Source organism: Hylemonella sp. P2_B10, assembly GCF_056404875.1.
Window position 1 is genome coordinate 411,313 of record NZ_JBFUDE010000003.1, and the last position, 19,943, is coordinate 431,255.

Genomic DNA, 19,943 nt, shown 5'->3' on the forward strand with positions numbered 1-19,943 from the left:
CAGTTGGAGCGAGACAGGCATTCGCCCCGAGTTTATCGCCCCACCCGGGCGCCAAACTTGTGATTGGCAGCACAGAAATATTGCGCCGGGCATGAGAAACTGCGTCAAATGAGAGAGGTGTCAGCATGAAATCCGTCCGTACCAAAGTGCCCGGAGCGCAGCGACTGTTGTCGCTCGTGGCCATGGGTGCCTGCCTGGTGGCTGGGGCAGGCCTGATGCCGTCCGCCGCTTTCGCGCGCGATGCGTCCGCCATCATCGGCCAGGTGACCATGAGCATTGGCGTGGGCAAGCTGGTGGCGCTGGACGGCTCCAGCACGCCGGTCAAGGACGGCATGCAGGTGCGCGTGGGCGACCGTGTGGAAACCGAGGTCAACGGCAATGTGATGCTGCGTTTTGTCGACGGCCAGCTGGTCACCGTGCGGCCTTTGAGCCGCCTGATGGTTGAGAACTACGAGCAGACCGCCATCAAGTTCCGCCTGGAAGAGGGCGTGGTGCGTTCCGTCACCGGCAAGTGGGGCGAGGCGGCGCGCGATCGCTTTCGCCTGAACACGCCGGTGGCCGCCATTGGCATCAAGGGCACCGATTTCGTCGTCAAGGCGCAGGACGACAAGACCTATGCCACGGTGTTGTCTGGCGCGGTGGTGATGTCGGCGCTGACCGAGGCCTGCCAGGCCAGCCTGGGGGTGTGCCGCACCGGTGACGAAAAGCTGCTGTCGGCCGAGATGAAGGGGCAGATGCTGGAAATCAGCCGTCTGCAGACCAGCCCGCGCCTGGTGCCGGCGGTGGACCTGCTGAGCGCCAACTACCGCCCGGCGGTGGAGGTGGCCATGAAGTCCGAGCGCGGTCTGGCCACGGATGCCGGCCGTGCCGATTTTTCCGCCGACAAGTCGGCGCTGAGCGAGACGCGCGGCGCCACGGTGGCCAGCACCACCACCACGTTGACGCCGACGACACCCCCGGTGATCAAGCCGCCGGAAGTGAACCAGCTGGCATGGGCGCGCACTCCTTTGTCTCCCAATGCACTGGAAGGTGACAATTTCAGCAAGAGTTTTCAGCAGGCTGCGGCCAATGGGCGGCAGATCACCGAGGTGACCGACGGTGCCTACGCGCTGGCCCGCCAACTGCCGGCCGGCCAGACGGGTGCCTTGCAGACCGCTGAAACCTCGGCCAATTTCCGCTTGGCGTCGGGTGTGGCCTCGCTGTACATACCCAACCAGGTCAAGTACGAGGCGGCCAACATCAACAGCGGCACGCTGAATGTGGACTTCGCCAAGTCCAGCTTCAGCACCCAGCTGAACATCAGCAGTGCCTCCCTGGGCACCGATGTGGTGTCGGTAAATGGTGGGGTCAACAGCGCGCAAAGCCTGTTCTCCGGCTCCAGCGGGGTTTATGGCGCCACGGGCTACACCACGCTCACCGGCGCCTTGAGCACCGATGGCAAGGAAGCCGGTTACCTGTTTTCCAAGCAGGTTTCTCAAGGAACCTTGAACGGCTACACGCTCTGGGGTCGTTGATTGACGCCAGCCGGCTTGTTGCAGCGGCTCAAGGGGCAGGGGGTCGCGGGCGCGGGCCTGCTGCTGGCCTTGCTCATCTGGGCCGTCCTGCACTTCAGCCTGGGCGGTGTGCTGAGCCAGCTGGAGGAGCGCGCCGGCGACTTTGCCTGGCGCCTGGGGGCTGAAAAGAAAGACGAACACCGGCTGATCCTGGTCGATATCGACGAGCGCAGCCAGCGCGAAGTCGGCTCCTGGCCCTGGCCGCGCGCCACGCAGGCCCGGCTGATGGACCAGATCGCCGCGGCCGGCGCCAGCCAGCAAATCTACGACGTCCGCTTCGGTGACCCACAGCCGGATGACGCCGCGCTGCTGCGCGCGGTAGACCAGCACCGCCCGGTGCTGGCGCAGATCTTTGCGCTCGAGCAGGGTTCCCAGGCCAAGGACGGCAAGCTGGGCGGCGCCCTGGACTGGAACACCTGCCCGTCGCCGTTTGGCGAGTCCGATGGTTACCTGGGCAGTTTTGCGGCGTTGATGGACACCCAGGGCGGCCGGGTGCCACCCGCTGTGGGCCACATCACGCCGCGCGTGGCGGCCGACGGCTTCGTGCGGCACCAGCCTGTTGTCATCTGCAACCAGAACAAATCCTACCCCGCCTTGGGCCTGACCGCGATGATGCGCGGGGCCAATGAGCGGGCCATCACGCTGGAGCGTGGCACCGGTTGGCTGGACGCCCCCTGGCGGCTGACCGCCCCCTACCTGCCGCCCGGCTACGTGCCGCTGGACAGCAAGGGCGACTTGCGGGTGTCCTGGTTGCTGGACCCGGACAGCTTCATCAGTGTGTCGGCCTCCGACGTGCTGGCTGGCAAAGTGCCGCCGGGCCTGCTGAACAAGGCCTGGGTGTTGGTGGGCAGTTCGGCCTTTGGCCTGAACGACTCCATTTCCACCCCCTACCATGGCGTCGCCTCAGGTTTGCAGGCCCACGCCGAGATCATCACCGCGCTGATGGATGGGCGCACGCCTTACACACCGCAGGGTGCGCCTTATATTCAGCTGGTGGTCACGCTCCTGGGCGCTGCGCTGCTGCTGGTGCTGGCCTGGCCCAGGCCGGTCGGCAGGCGGCATTTCCCGCTCTACCTGCTGCCCATGGCGGCGACGGGCTATGGCCTGCTGCTGTGGCTGGCGCATGCGGCGCTGCTGGTGCGCGGCGCGGTCTGGATCGGCTGGCTGGAGCCGGCGCTGTTCCTGCTGGCGGCGGGCTCGTCCATGGGCGCGCTGGAGCACGCCAGGAGCCGCTGGGACCGCGACCGGCTATACACCCACCTGTCCAGCTATTTGCCGGCACCGGTGGCGGCGGCATTGGCCTTGCAGCCGCCTTCCAGCGCCATCAAGGCGCACACCAAGCAGGTGTCGGTGATGTTTGCCGACATCCGCAATTTCTCCGCCTACTGCGAAGCCCGCCCGCCGGAAGAGGCCGCCGCGGTGCTGCACGCCTTCTTTTCCACCGCCTCCAAGGTGGTGGAGGCCCAGGGCGGGGTCATCGAGGCCTTCCAGGGCGACGCCATCATTGCCGTCTGGAATGGCGAGCCCACGCCCGATGCGCCGCAGTCGGCGGCCAACTACTCGCAGCGCGCCTTGCAGGCCGCCATCAATTTGCAGACCGCCATGGACGGCGTGCTGCCCGATCCGGCGCCAGCCGGGCTGGAACCCTTGTCGTTGGGTATAGGTGTGGAGACCGGCACGGCGATGACCGGCTCCTTTGGTCTGGCCAGCCGCCGCACCCATATGGTGATGGGGCGAACGGTTACCATTGCCAGTCGTCTTGTTGACATGACCGCCGAACTCGCCCATCCCATTCTCGTGGGGGAGGGCCTGGCCGCTCAAGTAGGAGGTGCCGGATTGGAATCCATGGGCACCTTCTTGTTGGATGGCATGAGGGTTCCGCACCATATTTATGCCTACCCCCTTGTCTCCGCGCCACGCATTTACTGACGACGACACTCTCCCTTCCCTGCGCGTTGGCGGCCCGGCCGGGTTTCACAGGCTGGCTTGGCTGGGGGTGCTGCTGGCGGGCAGTCTGGGCGCCGTGCCGGCAATGGCCCAATTGACAGCTGACTCTTCCGCCGGTGCCCAGTCCGCCACGGCCTGTGACGCCTTGCGGGCGGACATCGAAAAGTCCAGCAACCCGTTGGAGCGCCTGCAGGCCGCCTTGTCCACCTGCAGCAAGGATCCAGGCTTGCTGACCGCCCTGGGCGGGCTGCTGAACCAGCAGTTGCGCTATGCGGACGCGCTGGGGTACCTGGAAATGGCGCTGATGCTGGACCCCTCCAGCCTGAACACGCAGCTGAACTACGCCATCGCGCAGGCCGGCAGTGGCGATCTGGCATCGGCCGAGGCCATGCTGGACGCGGTGCTGGCCAGGCCGGGCTTGCCCGTCTCGCTGCGCCAGGCGGTGGCGCGGCAAAAGGCGACGCTGGACACCCGCTACGCGCCGGCTGACTGGCAAAGCCGTCTGACGCTGGGCGTGCGCCTGGGTTTCGACAGTAACCTGCTGGGCTCCCCCAATCTGAGCAGCCTGACACTGACTTCCGGCGGACAGAGCCAGGTGTTCCCGCTGGACGAGAGTTATTTGTCCAAGCCCGGGGGCTATGTGCGTGCGGATGCCCAATTGGACGTGCGCAGGCAGGATGCCGATGGGGTGCGCTGGGACCTGCTGGCCAGCCTGCGCAGCCGCTACAGCCCGGTGAGCGGCGCGGCAGGCTCCACCCAGGTGGATCTGGCCATGGAGCGCAGCCACTACACCCCTATTGCGGACGGCGGCCAGGCCGCTGCCGCGCGCCAGCCGGTCGGCACTCAGGGCGCTTACTGGGGCGTGAATGTGTCCGAGCTCACGGCCCAGGCCGGTACGCGCTACAGCGCGCTGGGCCTGGCTGCCGGCTGGGGGCGCAACTGGGGTGGCGCACTGTTCAATGGCGGTGCCAACGGCAACGGCGGCTCTGCCAACAAGAGCGCCAGTTGCACGGCGCGCGGTGGCCTGGAATTCCAGGACCGTGGCTACCTGAACAACCAACTGTTGTCTGGACGCTACACCGGTTTTGCGGCCACCTGGTCCTGCTCGGAGCCTGGGGGGCTGATCTGGCTGGCTGGTTTGAAGGCCGGTCGCGACATGGCCAAGGACGCCCTGCGGCCGGGCGGTGACCAGACGCAGACCAACCTGCGCCTGGCGGCCTATATGGCCGTGGCGGATGCGCTGCCGCCGTCATCAGCGCTGCCAACCGCGCTGCTGAGGGGCAATGTGTTGGCGGATATCGATTTCGGCTACTTCAAGGATTCCAGATCCTATAGCGATTTAATAGACAGTGGGCGCTTACGTACAACCAATCGCGCAGCCGCCCGCCTGGAATACCAATATCCCGTGACCAAGTCCGCCCAATGGGCTTTTGGGGCGGAATGGGTGTCCCAGCGCAGCAGCCTGGAGTTATTCAGGCAGCAGGGATGGGGCAGCTACGCGGCGCTGCGCGCCGCCTGGTAATTCATCCAGCCCCGGAAATCGCAAAAACGTGTGATCCGCATCACTTGTATGTGGCACCCCCCAAACGTATAGTCGGTGCTAAGTTGGCAAAAGGGGCCTTCTGCAAGGGGTTTGTACCCAGTACAACCTGTGCAATAATCCCCCGGCAAACTTGTAACGGGTGGGCCCGGTTGCTTGCAATCTTGGAAAAGTCTGCAAGCTGTCGGGTACTAATTCATAACTGGTTTCAGTGTTCTCAATTCTTTTTTACAGGAAGTAAAAATGGCAGCTCAAATTTTCGGCAGCGCAGCAACGGTTCTGGATCTGAACATCGCTTTGTTCGGTCTGGTGCCCAGCAATGCGGTTTTCAACAACCAACTGGGTGTCGTCGGCGCCAACAACGCCAACCTGGTGGCTTACGCCAACCAAATCACCAACGCCAACTTCGCTGGCGCAACCAACGCCTCCCTGGCCACCACCGTCCTGACCAACCTGTTGGGCACTGACCCCTCCAACACCGCTGATCTGAACGCCGCTGTGACCGCCCTGCTGGCCGCCAACCCCGCCAACCGTGGCGTGGTGGTGTACCAACTGGCCACGATCCTGAGCCAGAAGGAAGGCGACGTCACCTTCGGTGCAGCCGCTTCCAAGTTCAACACCGCAGTGCTGAACGGCTACAACTATTCCAACGACCCCACCAGCACGGTGTCGTCGCCCGCCAACCCCGTTCCGGTTCCTGTCGTCGGCAAGACCTTCGTGCTGACCGCTTCCGTGGACGCCCCCACCGGCACCTCTGCTGACGACATCTTCGTCGGCACCGAAGCCACCCTGGGCTCCGGCGACACGCTGGCTGGCGGCGGCGGCAGCGACACGCTGAAGTTTGCTTCTTCCGGCGCCGTTGCAGTCAACAAGGCTGGTTTCAGCACCACCGGCATCGCCACCGCCCTGGTGACCTCTGACGCCGTCGGCGGCACGACTTTCGACGTCACCGGCATGGTCGGCACGACCTCCCTGGTCAACGACAACAGCTCCACCGACGTGATCTTCAACGGTGCCGCCAACGTCATGGCCACCAAGCTGCAGAACGTGTCTGGCGGCAACACCCAGTTCATCTACCAGTCGGGCGCCGTTGCAGGCACCAACGACTCGATGAGCATTGCCCTGAGCAACAACAAGACCATCGCTGGCGGCTCCATCGGTACCGTGACGGCCAACGGCATTGAGAACCTGGTTGTCACCACCTCGGGTGGCGCTTCCGTTCTGGCCGAACTGGGTTCTGCTGGTTTCCTGAAGACCATGACCATCAGCGGCGACCAGAACCTGACGCTGGGCGCAGCCAACTTCTTCAACACGGCAGCCGTCAACACGGTTGACGCTTCGAAGCTGACCGGCGCGCTGAACATGAACCTGACCAACGACGGTGCCACCAGCATCTCCGTGGCAGTGACGGGCGGCTCCGGCAACGACCGCGTGAGCTTCACCACCTTCGACAAGGGTGATGCCTTCACCGGCGGCACCGGCACCGACACCATCGCGCTGACCAATGCCGTGGCTACCGGCACCCCCGCCGGCACGCTGTCTGGCGTGGAAACGCTGGAAGACACCACCATTGCCTCCGGCACGGTGAACATGAGCAACTTCGCTGGCGTGACCAACGTGTTCCTGAGCGCTGGCCTGGGCGGCGCCACCACCGTTTCCAATGCCACCACCGGCATCACGGAAACCGTGAACGTGGGCACTCTGGCTGCTCAAGACCTGACCACCACGCTGAAGACCGACGGTACCGCTGACGCCATCACGCTGCAGCTGAACACCATCGGCAAGGCTTCCACGCTGGCCAACGTTGTTGCCACCGGCTTCGAAACCGTGAACCTGAACACCGTGGTTGACTCCTCGTTGAATGGTTCTGGCGCGCTGACGATCGCCAACCTGAGCGACACCACCGCCACCACGCTGAACATCAACAGCGGCGTGGCCCTGACGGTGACGGCTGCTGCCACCGGCGCGCTGACCAAGGTTGACGGCTCCGCTTCCGCTGGCGGCCTGACGCTGAACTCGCTGACCTACTCCACCGCTGGCGCCACCATCATCGGCGGCAAGGGCGCGGACAAGTTCACGCCCGGCAACGGTGCTGACACCATCACGCTGGGCACCGGCGCTGACGTGCTGACCTACACGACCACCACCCAGTCCAACGACAAGATGGACATCGTGACCGACTTCACGTCGGGCAGCGACGTGCTGAACCTGGCTGGCCTGGGTGTCATCGGTTCCACCCAGTACCTGGGCGCGCGCTCCAGCTTCGGCCTGGCACAAGGTGCCTTGACCGCTGGCGGCACCACCAGCGCCGTGCTGGACAGCTCCACCAACATCCTGTGGGTGGACGCTAACGGCGACGGTACGCTGGACAACCGCGACTTCCGCATCCAGTTGAACGGCGTCACCTCGCTGACCGCTGCTGACCTGAACCTGTCGGCCTCTGGCTCCGGCATCACGGTGACCGGCACCAACGCCGCTGTCTCCAAGACGCTGGCCACCAACGCCACCGGTTCCACGACCGACCTGGGCGACACCGTCAGCTCGAAGATCTCGTTCCTGGCCACGGCCACGGTTGACGGCGCCGCTGGCACCGACACCCTGGTGGTGACCGACGCGGGTGCCGTGACGGTGACCGCCAACTTCACCAACTTCGAAGGCGTGACGCTGGCCACGGTGGGTACCACCGCCAACAGCCTGGCTGCCCTGCCTGGTGCCACCTTCAAGACCATCACCGGTAGCGCCAACGCCGACACCATCGCCACCACGGCTGGTTTGGTTGCTGGCTACACGGTGTCCCTGGGCGACGGCGCTGACGTGGTAACTGCAGTGGCTGCCGCCAGTGCGGGTTCCACGATCGACGGTGGCGCTGGTGACGACACGGTGACCTCCACGATCGGTGCTGCTTTCACCACCATGACGCTGACCGGCGGTGCCGGCAACGACACGCTGAACCTGGCTGCTGGTGACGACATCTCTGCCGCCACGGTGTCTGGTTGGGAAACCATCAACCTGGCCGGCGCTGCCACGATGACGCTGGCTCAGTACGCTGCGGCTACCACGGTGGCTGCCACGGCTGTTGCTGCGAACAACCTGACGTTCTCCAACGCCGGCGCGTTCACGACGACCGCCATCGCTGCCAACGTCGGTGTGGAAACCTACACGCTGGCCAACGGCGTCAACACCATCACCACCGGCGGTGCTGCGGACGCAACCCGCACCATCACCGGCAACGCTGGCATTGACACGCTGAACACCACGGTGGCCAACGGCTTCAACACGCTGTTCACGGCTGCTGGCGGTGTCGACGTGCTGAACATCACGGGCGGCCTGACCGCTGCTGTGAGTGTGACCACGGCGGGTGCTGGCGCAGCTGCAATTGGTGTGACCGGTCTGGAAACCCTGACGGTTGCTGGCACCTCGACGGCCAACGCACTGACCCTGGTCAGCGCGACGGCTGGCGACTTCGCCACCATCGACCTGTCTGGCATCACCGGTGGTGGTGTGAGCCTGGTGACCACCGGCCTGACCGCCGCTACCGCCCGTACGCTGACGCTGACGGCTGGCAACGACACCATCACCAACCTGAACAAGGCTGCTGCTGCCATGACGATTGACTTCGGCACGGGCAACGCCACGGTGACGGACCTGGCTGCTTACAGCACGACGGGCGCTCTGACCCTGAAGGCTGGCCCCACGGCCACTGGCACGACCATCATCAACGTCCAAGCCACCACTGCCGACTTTGGTACCAACCAAAACGGCGCTGGTGCCGGCGGCACGATTCTGGACTTCACGAACGATGTGACGGTGCTGCAACTGTCCCGCACCATCGGTTCTGCTGGCCCGAACAGCGCTGGTCAGTTGTTCATTCAGCAAGGCCCGACGGCTGCTGACACGGCAATTTACTTTGACGTGAACGGTGACGGCAACTTCGGCGTCGGCGACATCCAGATCGTGATCATCGGTCAGACTGTTGCCCAGTTCGCCAATGCCTCCATCGCCAACGGCAACGTCGTTCTGTAATAGAACGCTTCAAGACAGGCTGGTTGCATAACCGGCCTGGTCTTGGTTCCCGGATCAGTCCGGGGAGCATTGCTCAAAAAACCCCGCCTCTGCAAAGAGGCGGGGTTTTCTACTTCTGAGCGTGTACATTGGGGGACTCACCCATGGCCCGGGGGCCGGCATGGGGCACAATTTGCGCGTTCAATTCACACAGAGATTCAAGCATGGCAGACTGGACAGACGGCTATGTGGCCGACATCGACTACACCTTTGGGTATTACCACGAGCTCAACCCGCTGCGCATCAAGCTGGCATTCCTGAACGCCGGCCTGGTCTTTCCCGAGGTGGGCACGGCTTGCGAGCTGGGTTTTGGCCAGGGCGTCAGCCTCAATGTGCATGCAGCCGCCAGCATGGTGGAATGGCATGGCACCGACTTCAACCCCTCACAGGCCGCCATTGCCCAGGACATGGCGCAGGCCAGTGGCGCACCGGCGTATGTGCATGACCAGGCCTTTGCGGAGTTTTGCAGCCGCGCCGAGCTGCCGGACTTTGACTTCATCGGCCTGCACGGCATCTGGAGCTGGGTGTCCGATGAGAACCGCGCCATCATCGTGGACTTCATCCGGCGCAAGCTCAAGGTGGGGGGTGTGGTCTATGTCAGCTACAACACGCAGCCCGGCTGGGCCGCCATGGTGCCGATGCGCCATTTGCTGACGCTGCACAGCGAGCTGATGGGCGCCAGCGCGCAGGGCATCGTGCCGCGCATTGACGCGGCGCTGGCGTTTGCCGACCGCCTGATGAAGGCCAACCCGGCGTTCGCCCAGGCCAACCCCATGGTGGCTGCCAAGCTGGAGAAGCTGCGCGGCCAGAACCGCAACTACCTGGCGCACGAGTATTTCAACCGCGATTGGGAGCCCATGCACTTTGCGACCATGTCGCAGTGGCTGACGCCGGCCAAGATCAGCTATGCCTGTTCAGCGCTGTACCAGGACCACGTGGACGCCGTCAACCTGAAGCCGGAGCAACGGGCGATGCTGCAGGAGATTGGCGACAGCACCTTCCGTGAATCGGTGCGCGACTTCATGATGAACCAGCAGTTCCGGCGCGACTACTGGGTGAAAGGGCCGCGCACATTGAGCGCGCTGGAGCAGCGCGAGTTGCTGCGCAGCCAGTTGCTCACGCTGATCCAGCCGCGCAGCGAAGTGGCGAAGAAGGTGGTCACCAACCAGGGCGAGGCCACACTGCAGGACGCCGTGTACGGCCCCATCCTGGACGCACTGGCGCAGCAGCCCATGGTCACACTGGGTCAGGTGGAGGCGACAGTGGCGCGCCAGGGCCTGAGCTTTGCCCAGGTGGTTCAAGCCTTGTTGCTCTTGAGCGGCATGGGGGCGGTGATGGTGGCGCAAGACGCGCAAACCGTGGCCAAAGCCAGCGTCCGCACCCGCAGGTTGAACCAGTATTATTGCAACCAGGCCCGGGGCAGCCAGGACATCAGTTGCCTGGCCAGCCCGGTCACCGGTGGGGCCATCGTCGTCTCGCGTTTTCGCCAGATGTTCCTGTTGGCCATTGAGCAGGGCAAGTCAACGCCGGAAGAATGGGCGCAGTACGCCTGGTCAGTGGCGGCGGCACAGGGCGGCAAGATCACCAAGGACGGTGTGACGCTGGAAACTGACGAGCAAAACCTGGCCGAGATGCTCAGCCGGGCGCGGGAGTTTGCCGCCACCCAGCTGCCATTGCTCAAGACGCTGGGCATCGCCGCCTGAAGCTCAGGGCGTGACGGCCCGCGACAGGTACCGCTGCCACATGCTGCGGTAGGCCGCCTCCACGCTGCGCGCGAAGGCGGCTTCGTCCATCAGGGCGCTGTTGGCCATGCGTGTGCGTAGGTCTGCGCGCAGCGCACCCAACGCGCCCAGGTCGGTGGCGCGCTGCACCGCCAGCGCCACGTACGCGGCCTCGCTGTCGGCCACCCATTGCGGGAGCCCCGCACCCTGCAAGATGGCGTTGCCCAGCCGCCCCACACCGGGCCGGCCGGCCAGCGTGACAAACGGCACCCCCATGTACAGGCTCTCGAACAAGGTGGTGCCGCTGTTGTGCGGGAAACAGTCCAGCGTGATGTCGATGCCGCGCAGCGTGTCCCACGGTGGGCTGTGGTGGTCCACGCTCAGCCGCTGCGCCTCTATGCCGTGCTGCACGAATTGCTGCACCAGCCGCTGCTGCATGGGCACGCTGCGGAAGTCGCCGCTGTCCACCACCAGGCGCGCCTGTGGCAGTTGCCGCAGGATTTCCGACCATGCACGCACTGTCCTGTGGTTGATGCGCAGGGAGCGGCTCAAGGTGCCGAAGGTCACATAGCGGCGCTCCAAAGCCGGCAGCGGGCCAACTTCGCCCATGCCCAGCGCAGGCCGATACACCAAAGCCGGACGGTCCAGACGCCAGGGTGCTTCACTGAACAGTGCCTCGGCCGCGGGTGGCACGGTGTGCTGATCGGTGAGAAAGTGGTCAACGGCGCTCAGCCCGGTGGTGTAGCCGAAACCCAGCCAGGAGAGCGACACCGGGGCGGGTTTGCGGGCAAACACCAGCAAGCGGTTGCCGCGCGTATGGCCGGCCAGATCCACCAGGATATCGATGCCGTCAGCACGGATGCGTTCGGCCAGCGCGTCGTCGCTGACGCCTTTGGTGGGAATCCAGTGGTCCACATAGGTTTTGAAACGGGCCGTGGCAGTGTCTTCACGCGTCAGCTCGGCATAGGCATACACCTCGACCACGCGCTTGTCGTGCCCGGCCAGCAACGGCTCCAGGAAGTACTGGCATGAATGCTGGCGAAAGTCGGGCGACACATAACCGACCTTCAGCCGCCGACCCACCGGGCCCGGATTGCCGTGCGCGCGCCACTTGGCGCGTTGGGGCATGCCAAACTGCGCCTCGAATTGGCGGTAGCTGGCGTAGATCTCGGTGTCACTCTTGTCGGGATGGTAGTTGAGCGTGAACAGCAGGTTGCTGTAGGCATCCGCGTTGTCAGGCTTGGCTTGAACCGCCTTGCGGTAGCTGGCTTCAGCTTCGTCAAGGTGCCCAAGATCACTCAACGTGACGCCCAGGTTGTTGTACGCGCCGGCATATGCCGGATTGATCCGCAGCGCCTGCCCAAAGCAAGCCAGTGCCTCGTCCAGGTGCCCGAGGTCCTTCAGGCTGTTGCCCAGGTTGCAGTAGGCTTCGGCATATTCCGGCCTGAGTTGCAAGGCGCGACGGTAGCAGGCGATGGACTCCTGCAGCAGGCCCAGCCCGTACAGGGTGACACCCAGGTTGCCATGCGCCTCGGGGAGGTCTGGGCTCATGCCCAGTGCCTGTCGGTAGCACAGTTGTGCTTCGTCCAGGCGGCCCAGATCTTTCAGCGCGGTGCCCAGGTTGCAAAGCGCTTGTGGGTACTGCGGTTTGATTTCCAAGGCACGTTGAAAACTGGCGATGGCCTCTGCCAGCTTTTCCAGATGCACCAGCGTGCTGCCAAGGTTGCAAAGCACCTCCGCATTGTTCGGCGCAATCGCGAGCGACTGCCGGTAACTGGACGCGGCCTGTGCAAACTGACCCAACTCGCGCGAGATGTCGGCGTGGTGGTTGTGCACCTCCGCATCTCCGGGCAACAGCCGGGCTGCATGCGCGATGGGCAACAGCGCTTCGGGGCCGCGCCCCAGGCGCCTGAGCACGATGCCAAGCACTTTCCAACCCAGGCCGAACTGTGGGTGGCTGCTTGTCAGCGCCTTTGCGATGGGCTCGGCCTCTTCGAAGCGGCGCTGGTTGTACAACTGCACCAATCTGTCGATGTCGTGCTGGGTGATCGAGGCGGTCATGGCGAGCGTGCGGGCATGTGTGCATCCATGGGGTCGTGCCGCCACATCTGCCGGTAGGCGGCCTCCAGTTTGCGGGTAAAGCCAGCTTCATCCATCACCGGATGGCTCAGCATGCGCGCGCGCAGGCTGGCGCGCGTGGCCGCCAGGCGTGCGACGTCTGCCGCCTGGGCCACCGCGATGGCGACGTATGTTTCTTCCGAGTCGGCAACCCAGTCCTCCAAGCCCATGCTGGTCAGGATGGCGGCGCCCAGGCGGCCCACGCTGGGACGGCCTGCGAGCGTGACGTAGGGCACGCCCATGTAGAGGCTCTCCAGCAAGGTGGTGCCGGAGTTGTGGGGGAAGCAGTCCAGCCCGATGTCGATGCCGCGCAGGGTGTCCCATGGCGGGGTGTGAAAACCAATGGACAAGCGCTCGGGCGCAATGCCGTGGGCAGCGAATTGCGCCGTCAACTGCTGGCACATGGCGGGATCGCGGTAGTTCTTGCTGTCGATGACCAGCCGCGAGCCGGCAACACGGTGCAGGATTTGCGCCCAGGCGCGCACCACCCTGTGGTTGATGCGCATGGCGCGTGTCAGTGTGCCGAAAGTGAGGTATCCGCACTGCAGTGCCGGCAGCGTGTTGACATCACCCATGCCGTCCGCCGGGCGGTAGGTCAGGCTCAGGGGATTCAGGCGCACCGGGGCTTCGGAAAACAAGGTTTCACTGCCCGCGGGTGCGCAGATGGCGTCGGTCAGGATGTAGTCGATGGCCCGCAGCCCGGTGGTGTAGCCATAGCCCAACCATGAGACGGCAATTGGGGCCGGTTTGCGCGCGAACACACCCAGCCGGTTGCCAGCGCTGTGGCCGGCAAGGTCCACCAGGATGTCAATCTGGTCATCCCGTATGCGCTGGGCCAAGGCCTCATCGGTCATGCCGAGGGTGGGCACCCAGTGGTCCGCCAGGCTCTGGTAACGGGTGGTGGCCGCATCGGCGCAGGCGTACTCGGCATAGGCGAAGACCTCCACCTGGGTCTTGTCGTGGTGCTCCAGCACGGGTTGCAGGAACCGGCGCATGGCGTGCTCGCGAAAGTCCGGCGACACATAGCCTATGCGGAGCCGCCGCGTGATGTCGCGTTGGCGTGCGTGCGCTGGCCCGTCAACCGGTTGGGGTTGGCCAAAGGCAAGGTCATATTCCTGGTAGGCGGCAAATACCTGCTCGGCGCTTTTGTCCGGGTGGTAATTCAGCGCGAACAGCATGTTGTCGTAGGCTTGGCGAAAGCCGGGTTGCAGGGCCAGCGCCTGGCGGCTGTGGCGCAGCGCCTCGTCCAACCGCCCCAGGTTGGCCAGCACGCTGGCCAGGTTGCTGCGGGCTTCAACCATCCGCGGCGCGATGTCGAGCGCGCGCTGGAAGCAGTGGCTGGCTTCTTCAAAGCGGTCCATGGCTCTGAGGGTGATGCCCAGGTTGTTGTGCGCCGCGGCCAGATCGGGCTGAAGGGTGATGGCGCGCTGGCAGCAGGCTTGTGCCTCGTCCAACCGGCCCAGGGTTGCCAGCACATGCCCCAGGTTGCTGTGGGCCTGCGCCATGTCCGGCTTGGCGGCCAGCGCCAGCCGGTAGCTGGCTTCGGCCTCGGCCAACTGGCCAGCTTCCTTCAGGGTGACACCCAGGTTGTTGTGGGCTTCGGCGTCGGTGGGTGCCAGCAACACGGCTTGCCGCATGGGCTCCAAGGCATCGGCGGTGCGCCCCATTTGTTTCAGCAATGCGCCCAGCATCTTCCAGCCGAACATGCGGGTGGGAAACCGCTGTGTCATGGCGCGCGCCAACGGCTCGGCCTGCGCAAACTGCCCGGCGTTGTAGAGCGACAGCAGTTGCGCGGTGGCTTGCGGGTCGGGTTGCTCGGCTTCAGCCAATGTGACGCTCCCACATCATCCGGTAGGCGGCTTCCACGCGGCGCACGTGGCTGGTCTCATCCATCAGCGCGCTGCGCTGCATCTGCTGGCGCAGGCCTGCACGCAACGTGCCCAGCGCTGGCAGGTCGGTGGCCAGTGCCACAGCGCGTGCCGCGTAGTCGGCTTCGTTGTCGGCCACCCAATGGGGCTGCCCCAGGCCATGCAATATCGAGCTGCCCAGCCGCCCCACACCGGGACGATCGGCCAGGGTGACGAAGGGCACGCCCATGTACAGGCTTTCGAACAAGGTGGTGCCGCTGTTGTGCGGAAAACAGTCCAGGCCGATGTCCATCTGGCGCAAGACGTCCCAGGCGGGGGTGTGGCCGATCAGCAGGCGCTCGCGCGCAATGCCCAGCTTGACGAACTGCTCAGCCATCTCGTCCTGCCTCTGGCGGGAGCGGAAGTCGCCGCTGTTGATGATCAGCCGGGAGCCTTGCACTTGCTGCAGGATGGCGACCCAAGCGCGCACGGTCTTGTGGTTGATGCGTATGGAGCGGGTCAGCGTGCCAAAGGTCACACAGCCGTTTTCCAGCGCCGGCAGGGGGCCGGCTTCGCCCATGGCGGCGGCTGGCCGGTAGATCAGCGCCGGGCCGTCCAGTCGCCATGGTGTTTCGCTGAACAGCGGCTCGCTGCCGGGCGGTGCAACCTGCGTGTCCGTGAGGAAGTAGTCAATGGCCTTGAGCCCCGTGGTGTAGCCAAAGCCCAGCCAGGAGGCCGCGATGGGTGCGGGCCTGCGCGCGAACACCGGCAGGCGGTTGCCGCGGGTGTGGCCGGCCAGGTCCACCAGGATGTCGATGCCGTCGGCGCGTATGCGCTGCGCCAGCACATCGTTGCTCATGCCCCGGGTGGGTACCCAATGGTCCACATAGCTTTTGTAGCGGGCGGTGGTGGCGTCTTCGACGGCCAGTTCGGCATAGGCAAACACCTCAAAGGCGCGCCTGTCGTGCCCGGCCAGCAAGGGCTCCAGAAAATAGACGCAGGAGTGTTGGCGGAAATCTGGCGACACATAGCCGACCCGAAGGCGTTGACGGGTCTCGCCTTGCGGCGCACCCGCAGCCGGCATGCGTTGGGGCGGGTGCCCAAACCGGCGGTCGTAATCCAGGTAGGCGGCAAACACCTGCTCGGCGCTCTTGTCCGGGTGGTAGTTCAGCACGAACAGCAGGTTGTCATAGGCTTCCGGGTAGTCCGGCTTGATGTCCAGGGCCCTGTGAAAGCAGGCCAGGGCCTCATCAAACTGGCCCAGGTCTTTCAGTGCCGTACCCAGGTTGTTGTGTGCTTCGGCGTATTGCGGCCGCAGTTGCAGCGCCAGTTTGAAACAGGCAATGGCCTCGTCCTGCCGGCCAATGTCGTTGAGCACGATGCCCAGGTTGTTGTGCGATTCGGCATGCTGTGGCCTGAGCTGCAGGGCTTCCTGGTAGCTGGTGATGGCCTCGTCCCTGCGGCCCAGGTCATTGAGCAAGATGCCCAGGTTGTTGTGGGACTCGACCTGGCCTGGCTTGTTGCGCATCGCCAGTTGAAGGCATTCCATCGCTTCGACGGACCGGCCCAGGTCGTGTAGCACGGCACCCAGATTGCTCAAGGCCTCGGCATAGCCGGGTTGGATGCGCAGGGCTTCGCGCAAGGCGGCCTCGGCGTCGTCCGGCCGATTGAGTTCGTGCAGCACGCTGCCCAGGTTGTTGAAAGCTTTCGCGTAACCGGGTTGCAACGCCAGCGCCTGCCGGTAACTGGCCTCGGCCTGCGCCAGCTGCCCCATGGCCTGCTGTGCGTTGCCCAGGTTGTTGTGCGCGGGGGCGTAATTGGGCTTGAGCGCCAGCGCCCGCAGGCAACTGGCCTGCGCCTCTGGCAGGCGCTCCAGATCCCGCAGGATGAAGCCCAGGTTGCTGTGCGCTTCCGCCAGGCCAGGCTGCAGTTTGGTCGCGTGCCGGCAACTGATTTCGGCTTGTGCCCACTGCCCAAGCTCATGCAGGGTCAGGCCGAGGTTGTTGTGCACCACCGCATTGTCCGGGTGCAAGCGCAGGGCGACACGGTAGGCGTCCTGCGCCTCGCTCTGGCGGCCGAGTTCCCTCAGTACGTTGCCCAGGTTGACGTGCACTTCAAAATATTCTGGGGCCAGTTGCAGCGCTTGCCGGTATTGGCTTTCGGCTTCCGGCAGGCGCCCCAGGGCCTTCAAGGTGTTGCCCAGGTTGCCGTGGATCTCGGGGTCACCGGGCGCCAGGGCGACCGCCGCATGGAGCAAATCAAGCGCCTCTTGCGGGCGGCCCAATTGCTTGGCCAGGGCGGCCAGCAATTTCCAGCCCAGCGGGTATTGCGGGAAGTCCCTGACCATGGCTTGGGCCAGGGGCTCGGCTTGCGCGGTGTTGCCAGCCTGAAACAGGGCCAGAAGTGCGTTGGCGCGCTGGTCGTCCGGTGCACCCGCCGGCGTCACGGCACGCAGGCGCGCGGCCAGCTGGCGGATGGTCTCGCTGTCCAGGCCGTATTGAACGCCCTGGCCCATCAGGCGCAACGCTGCTTCAGCCTGCCCCACGTTTGCCAGCGCCTCTGCATAGCTGGCCCAGTATTGCGCCTGCTTGGGGTTGGCCTGCAGCGCGGCTTTCAGGTGCGGCAGGCCGGCCTGCGGCTGCCCTTGGCTGAACTTCAGCACGCCCAGGTTGTGGTGGGCATCGGGATGCCCGGGATGGGCTTGCAGCACCGATTGGTACAGGCGTTCGGCGGCCTCCCATTGCCCGGCCCGGTGATGTGCCATGGCTTGCTCCAGGGTCTGATGGGCGGCGAGGGCGTTGGCAGAGGGGGGTGTGTTCAATGTCACGTGTGAAGCTGGTGCCACATCTGGCGGTATGCATTTTCCACCTGGCGGGCGAAACCGGTCTCGTCCATCAGCGGGCTCGCCTTCAGGGAAGCCCGCAACCCCGATCGTATCTCTGCGAGCGCGTCAGGGGCCATGGCCAGGGTGCTGGCCAGGTGGATGTATTCGTCTTCGGTGCGCGCAATCCATTCAGGCCGCCCCAGGCCTTGCAGGATGGCGCTGCCCAGCAGGCCCACGCTGGCCCGGCCCGCCAGCGTGACAAAAGGCAGGCCCATGTACAGGCCTTCCAGCAGCGTGGTGCCGGAGTTGTGCGGAAAACAGTCCAGGCAGATGTCCACGTCCCGCATCAGGTCCCAAGGCGGGCTGTGGTGCCCGATGGACAGGCGGTCAGCGGCAATGCCGTGGGCCGCGAAGCGCGCCAGCAGTTGCTGTTGCATCTGCGGGCTATGGAAGTCACGGCTGTCTACCACCAGCCTGGCGTTGGCGACGCGTTTCAAGAGCGCCGACCAGACGCGCACCGTGTGGTGGTTGATGCGTATGGCGCGGGTGAAGCTGCCGAAGGTCACGTAGCCCCGTTGCTGGGCTGGAAGCGGGCTCACTGGCCCCATGGCGTCTGTCGGCCGATAAGCCAGCGCCACGCGGCCCAGCCGCCAGGGGGATTCGCTGAACAGCGATTCGCTGCCGCTCGGCGCCATGTGCCAGTCGGTCAGGAAGTGGTCGATGGCGCGCAGGCCGGTGGTGTAGCCGTAGCCCAGCCAGGACACGGAAACCGGTGCCGGCTTGCGTGCAAAGACCGCCAGCCGATTGCCTGCGGTGTGGCCGGCCAGGTCGACCAGGATGTCGATGCCGTCGTCCCGCACCCGCTGCGCCAGGGCCTCATCGGTCATGCCCCAGGTCGTCAACCAGTGCGCGCAATGGCGCTTCAGGCCCTGGGTGACGTCGTCCTCGTGGGCCAGCTCCGAATAGGCAAACACCTCAAAGGCCGCCTGGTCGTGGTTGGCCAGCAAGGGTTCCACGAAATGCCGGCAGGAATGGCGGCGCAGGTCTGGCGACAGGTAGCCCACCCGCAACCGCCGGCTGGGGCTCGCCGGCCTTGCCGCGGCTGGCGCAGTCTGCAGCAAAGGGGCTCCCAGCAGCTGGTCAAACCGCTGGTAGGCGCTGTAGATCTGCGGCGCTGGCATGTCAGGGTGGTAGTTCAGCGCAAACAGCAGGTTGTCATGCGCTTCGCGAAAGCCCGGCTTGAGCTGCAAGGCCTGTTCAAAGTACCGCAAACCTTCCTCAAAGTGGCCCAGGCTGGTCAGCGTCGTGGCCAGGTTGGTGATGGCGCCAAAGTAGTGGCCATCCAGCGCCAGCGCGCGGCGGTAGCAGGCCATGGCGGCTTCCGGCATGCCGAGGTCGTTCAGGACTGCACCCAGCGTGTTGTGCGCCTGCGCATGGTCCGGCGCGATGGCAATCGCCCGTTGCAGGCTGGCTTGCGCCTCGGCCAGCCTGGCCATGTTGCGCAAGGCAACGCCCAGGTGGGTGTGGGCATAGGCGTCTTGCGGGTCGAGGCGGATGGCCTGCGCAAAGGCGGCCTCGGCCTCTGCCAGGCATCCCATGTCGGTGAGCGTCACGCCCAGGTGGCCCCAGGCCTGCGCAAAGCCCGGGTCGAGTTGGGTGGCCTTGAGCAGGATGTCGCGCGCTTCGGCCAGGCGCTGTTGGTCTTTCAGCGTCAGACCCAGGTTGCTCATGGCCTGAACGTGACCGGGGTTCAGGGCCAAGGCGCTGCGGTAGCTTGCTTCGGCGTTGGCCAATTGCCCCCGCTGCCGCCACACGTTGCCGAGGTTGTTGTGGGCCGGGGCGAAATCCGGCTGCAATTGCACGGCCTGCTGATGGCTGGCGATCGCTTCGTCAAGCCGTCCCAGATCCATCAGCACGTTGCCCATGTTGCTGCGGGCCTCGGCGTCTTGCGGGGACAGCGCAACCGCTTTTTGCAGGCAGCCCAGCGCCGCTTGCGCCTGGCCGTCCTGGCGCAAGGCTGCGCCCAGCACCTTCCAGCCCAGGCCGAACCCGGGGTGCTGCTGCGTCATGGCGTGGGCAAGCCGGCCGGCGTCGCCGAAACGCCGTTTGTTGAACAGCGAGACCAGTTCGTGGATCTCTGCGTGCGTGGGTGAATTCAACGGCATGGCCAATTGTCCGCCGCGGGCGGCAGGAAGAAAACCAAATTAAATCAATTGCTTAGGCGCATCCTCGTCGGCACTGTCGGCTTCGGGGCGATCTTTACAATCGCATACAAAAATTCATATAGGACTGCGCTAAAATCCGATCCTATATGAATTTTATCCTGCGTGT

Annotated in this window: 9 protein-coding genes; 5 read left to right on the forward strand and 4 right to left on the reverse strand. The window is 65.1% G+C overall.

What is annotated here, in order from left to right; genetic code table 11:
* Window positions 1-125 precede the first annotated feature (125 nt).
* The 5 genes from AC1DX2_RS14380 (at window position 126) to AC1DX2_RS14400 (ending at window position 10,805) form a co-directional block, all read left to right on the forward strand.
* Window positions 126-1,514 (forward strand): FecR family protein, encoded by a 1,389-nt coding sequence (locus tag AC1DX2_RS14380; protein ID WP_477197045.1) that lies wholly within the window; start codon window positions 126-128, stop codon window positions 1,512-1,514.
* Window positions 1,515-3,482, forward strand: coding sequence for a CHASE2 domain-containing protein (locus tag AC1DX2_RS14385; protein ID WP_477197046.1), 1,968 nt, complete (start codon window positions 1,515-1,517; stop codon window positions 3,480-3,482). It abuts the gene before it with no gap.
* 112 nt (window positions 3,483-3,594) lie between these two features.
* A complete protein-coding gene (locus AC1DX2_RS14390) occupies window positions 3,595-5,022 on the forward strand; it encodes a tetratricopeptide repeat protein (protein WP_477197047.1) in 1,428 nt (475 codons plus the stop codon).
* 261 nt (window positions 5,023-5,283) lie between these two features.
* A complete protein-coding gene (locus tag AC1DX2_RS14395) occupies window positions 5,284-9,063 on the forward strand; it encodes a beta strand repeat-containing protein (protein ID WP_477197048.1) in 3,780 nt (1,259 codons plus the stop codon).
* Between the two features lie 203 nt (window positions 9,064-9,266).
* Entirely contained in the window at window positions 9,267-10,805 is a 1,539-nt protein-coding gene (locus AC1DX2_RS14400) for a methyltransferase regulatory domain-containing protein (protein WP_477197049.1), read from the forward strand.
* 3 nt (window positions 10,806-10,808) lie between these two features.
* Here the strand turns inward: AC1DX2_RS14400 and AC1DX2_RS14405 are convergent, their stop codons facing one another.
* The 4 genes from AC1DX2_RS14405 to AC1DX2_RS14420 are packed head-to-tail and all read right to left on the reverse strand — an operon-like array spanning window position 10,809 to window position 19,777.
* Complete coding sequence (locus AC1DX2_RS14405) at window positions 10,809-12,884, reverse strand: tetratricopeptide repeat protein (RefSeq protein ID WP_477197050.1); 2,076 nt, start codon at window positions 12,882-12,884, stop codon at window positions 10,809-10,811.
* Complete coding sequence (locus AC1DX2_RS14410; protein WP_477197051.1) at window positions 12,881-14,770, reverse strand: O-linked N-acetylglucosamine transferase, SPINDLY family protein; 1,890 nt, start codon at window positions 14,768-14,770, stop codon at window positions 12,881-12,883. The genes AC1DX2_RS14405 and AC1DX2_RS14410 overlap by 4 nt, the downstream gene beginning before the upstream one ends.
* Window positions 14,763-17,552 (reverse strand): tetratricopeptide repeat protein, encoded by a 2,790-nt coding sequence (locus tag AC1DX2_RS14415; protein ID WP_477197052.1) that lies wholly within the window; start codon window positions 17,550-17,552, stop codon window positions 14,763-14,765. The genes AC1DX2_RS14410 and AC1DX2_RS14415 overlap by 8 nt, the downstream gene beginning before the upstream one ends.
* Window positions 17,553-17,611: 59 nt before the next feature.
* Complete coding sequence (locus tag AC1DX2_RS14420; RefSeq protein ID WP_477197053.1) at window positions 17,612-19,777, reverse strand: O-linked N-acetylglucosamine transferase, SPINDLY family protein; 2,166 nt, start codon at window positions 19,775-19,777, stop codon at window positions 17,612-17,614.
* Window positions 19,778-19,943: the final 166 nt, after the last annotated feature.